Below are 2,585 nucleotides of genomic sequence, written 5' to 3'. Positions count from 1 at the left end.
GGAGATGTGTATAAGAGACAGGTCTACAGGACCTGAAAACCATTCTCTCTGGTGGCGCGATACCACCAGATGCATATCGGCGCGACGCTGGAGGTGTTGAGCATGTCTGACGAGCCCCATATCCCGGCCCCGTGTCCAGCCTCGTTGGCGGATGGTGGGCGCGCTTTGTGGAGTGGCGTGGCGGACGTGTTCGAGCTGACGCCGGAGCAGTTGGTGCAACTGGAAGAGGCATGCCGGGCAAAGGATCGGCTGGACTCTCTGGATGCGGCGATCCGTGGCAAGCATGACGTGCTGCTGTCGATTGAGACGGACGATAACGGAGTGGCCAGCTTGGTCGTGAACTCGGCGCTGCGTGAGGCGAACGCGACGGCCACGGTCCTCAAGCAGCTATTGGCCGCGCTGCGGTTGCCAGACGTGGAGGGTCGCCGGCCCCAGTATCGGGGTCCGAGGGGTGCCTATCAGAAGTCTGTGGAGTCGGTCGCATCCGCCGGCAAGGTGTCGAGCCTTGACCGGGCGCGGAAGCGGCGCGCAGGCTGATGTTCCGGCCCTTGTTCGAGGGGCAGAAGTGCTCTCTCGGCTATGCCGTCATCGACTGGCTCGAGGAGTATGCCTGCCATGGCCCTGGGCCGGTGGAGGGGCAGCCGTTGACGTTTGATGATGAGATGCTCGATTTCGTCGTGGACGCCTACGAGCTCGAACCGGCGTCTGGGCGCAGGCTGATCTCTCGTGGCGTGCTGTCGATGCCCAAGGGTCGGGCGAAGTCGGAGGTTGCAGGGCTGATTGGCGTGGCGGAGGCCCTTGCTCCGGTGCGTTTCGATGGCTGGGATGCGAGTGGGCAGCCGGTGGGTCGCCCGATCCGCTCCCCGTTTGTCCGCTGCCTCGCGACCGAGGAAAGGCAGAGCGGGAACACGTTCCAAAACCTCGCCTTCGTCATGGGTGACTGGGGTCACGACAATCACCCCGACATCTATGGCGGCGTGAAGGGCATCCGCGACTACCGCTCAGCGACCAACATCTACCTGCCGAACGGCGGGGAATGCCGCTCGAGCTCGTCCGGTGCCGCGTCGAAGGACGGAGGCAAGGAGACCTTCCTCGTGCCGGATGAGGTGCACCTGTACGTACTCCCGGAGCTGCGGAACATGTACGCCACAACGATGCGCAACCTCCCAAAAAGGGCGGGCGACGAACCGTGGGCGCTGCTGACAACGACCGCATTCCGTTACGGCGAGGAAAGCGTGTGGGAGACGATCTACAAGCGCTGGAAGACCAAGCAGCTTGGCCCCGGATGGCTGGTCCACCATCGCGAGGCGAAGGGACCTATCCGCATCTACGAGGACCGCGAGCACACGCTGGCGCAACTGCGCTACGTGTACGGCGCGGCCATGGACCCCGTGTCGGGCTGGATGACCCCCGAGCTTGCCTATCAGACGATGCTGGATCCAACCGAGTGCCGTGATGAGGCTGAGGGGGCTCGCTACTACCTGAATCGGGCCATGGCGTCCTCGGATTCGTGGATCGCGCTCAGGGCCGTGGAGGACGCCCAGGTGGACGGTCCCGAACCTGCCGATGGGACGCCGATCACGCTCGGGTTCGACGGGTCGCTGAACGATGACTCGACCATCCTCCGGGGCTGCCGCATGTCAGATGGATACCGGTGGACGATTGGGCTGTGGGAGAAACCCGAGGGGTCCGACGGCATCGGATGGCAGGTGCCGCGCACCGAGGTGCTGGAGCGTATCCGTGAGGCGCATGCGCGCTATCGCGTGATCCGGGGCCACTACGACCCGCATGAGTGGCGCAGCGACATCTCAGACCTGGCGCACCAGTTCGGCGAGGATGTGGTGGTCGAGTTCCCCACGACCTCAGACACTCTGATGGGTCCGGCGCTGGACACGCTGCACACCGACATAGTGACCGGAGTCACGAAGCAGAGCGACGATCCGGACGCGCTGCGGCATTACGGCAACGCGTACGTGAAGCGGCGCGGACAGTATCGGCTGATCCGCAAGGAGTACCCGAACAGCCCCCGCAAGATTGACGTTGTCGTGGCGGACGCTCTCGCCTACGCGGCGAGGCGGGCGGTGCTGGACACCGGCTGGACCGATGACGAAGAGAGCAGCGCCGTGTGGTGCTTCGCCTAGACGATGATTGGAGGTGGCATGGGCGACATTGATGTCCTGAACCGCCTCCACCGCAAGACCTCGAAGATCAAGCGCGACTACAAGCACCTCGACATGTACTACGAGGGTCTGCAGAAGATCGACGTGATTGGGCTTGCCGTGCCTCCTGAATTGCGCATGTTCGAGGTTGCGATCAATGTGCCGCGCATGGCTGTGGATGAGCCGGAGCGCCGCCAGCAGTTGCGCGCCTTCCAGCGGTCGGGTTCCGACAAGATCGACCGCGGTTTGCAGGAGGCGTGGGAGTACAACAACTTGCCCTCCCAGTCATCGCTGCTGCACAAGGACTGCCGCACCTTCGGGCGCGGCTTCGCGGTCGTGTCCACAAACCCTGAAGAACCCGATCAGCCGCTCATCACCGTGGAGTCGCCTGAGGCGTTCTCGGTCGAGATCGATCCCCGTCGGCGC

At 64.1% G+C, this 2,585-nt stretch carries 3 protein-coding genes; all 3 read left to right on the top strand.

What is annotated here, in order from left to right:
* The first annotated feature begins 177 nt into the window (after window positions 1–177).
* Window positions 178–537 (top strand): hypothetical protein, encoded by a 360-nt coding sequence (locus ACTQ48_RS11010; RefSeq protein WP_441085760.1) that lies wholly within the window; start codon window positions 178–180, stop codon window positions 535–537.
* A 107-nt stretch (window positions 538–644) separates the two neighbouring features.
* Window positions 645–2,141, top strand: a complete 1,497-nt coding sequence (locus ACTQ48_RS11005; protein WP_441570942.1) for a hypothetical protein — start codon at window positions 645–647, stop codon at window positions 2,139–2,141.
* A gap of 18 nt (window positions 2,142–2,159) precedes the next feature.
* A partial coding sequence (locus tag ACTQ48_RS11000) for a phage portal protein (protein ID WP_441085758.1) occupies window positions 2,160–2,585 on the top strand: 426 nt, incomplete at its 3' end.

Origin of the sequence: Collinsella sp. Sow4_E3, assembly GCF_052116285.1 — a bacterium.
Lineage (GTDB): Bacteria > Actinomycetota > Coriobacteriia > Coriobacteriales > Coriobacteriaceae > Collinsella.
The sequence above is the reverse complement of the archived record's forward strand: the minus strand, read 5'-3'. Positions and strand labels throughout refer to the sequence as shown.